The organism is Psychrobacter sp. T6-1 (assembly GCF_052258445.1).
In genome coordinates this window covers 1-501 of sequence record NZ_JBQQFC010000852.1, presented here as the reverse complement: position 1 = coordinate 501, position 501 = coordinate 1, and the positions used below count along the sequence as shown (strand labels likewise).

At 39.3% G+C, this 501-nt stretch carries 1 protein-coding gene; it reads left to right on the top strand.

All coding sequences use genetic code 11. The annotated features are described in order from the left end of the window. Positions 1 to 354 (top strand): transposase (locus tag ACTXGO_RS16325; protein WP_443575266.1); only part of this gene is annotated, 354 nt, incomplete at its 5' end. Positions 355 to 501: the final 147 nt, after the last annotated feature.

Here is a 501-nt window from a genome sequence, read left to right as displayed (position 1 = left end):
GTCAGTCGAATGCTAGATTGTGCGCTGGACAAGACTAAAGCCAGTCGTGACAAGAAGCTAATGCTACATTCAGATCAGGGATGGCATTATCAGATGAAGCCGTTTGCGAATACGCTTAAAGATAATCATATTAAGCAAAGTATGAGCCGTAAGGGGAACTGCTTAGATAATGCATTAATGGAAGGCTTCTTCGGTACGCTAAAGTGTGAGACTATTTATATTGAAAAGCCAAGTTCGATTGAGGCGTTAGAGAAACAGATTCATGAGTATATTCACTACTATAATCATGAGAGAATTCAGCTTAAACTAAAAGGACTGAGCCCTGTAAAATACAGAACTCAGTCCTTAATATAAACTTAAACCGTCCAAGTTTCGGGGGTCAGTTCATTTCAAGGTAGGGGCTTTTTTTATGAGCAATATAAACTAGCTTGCTTTGGTAATTAAACTCAAAGGTAGGTATTTCATTGCAGGGCTTACAATAGACCAAGGCAAGCTTGGCAC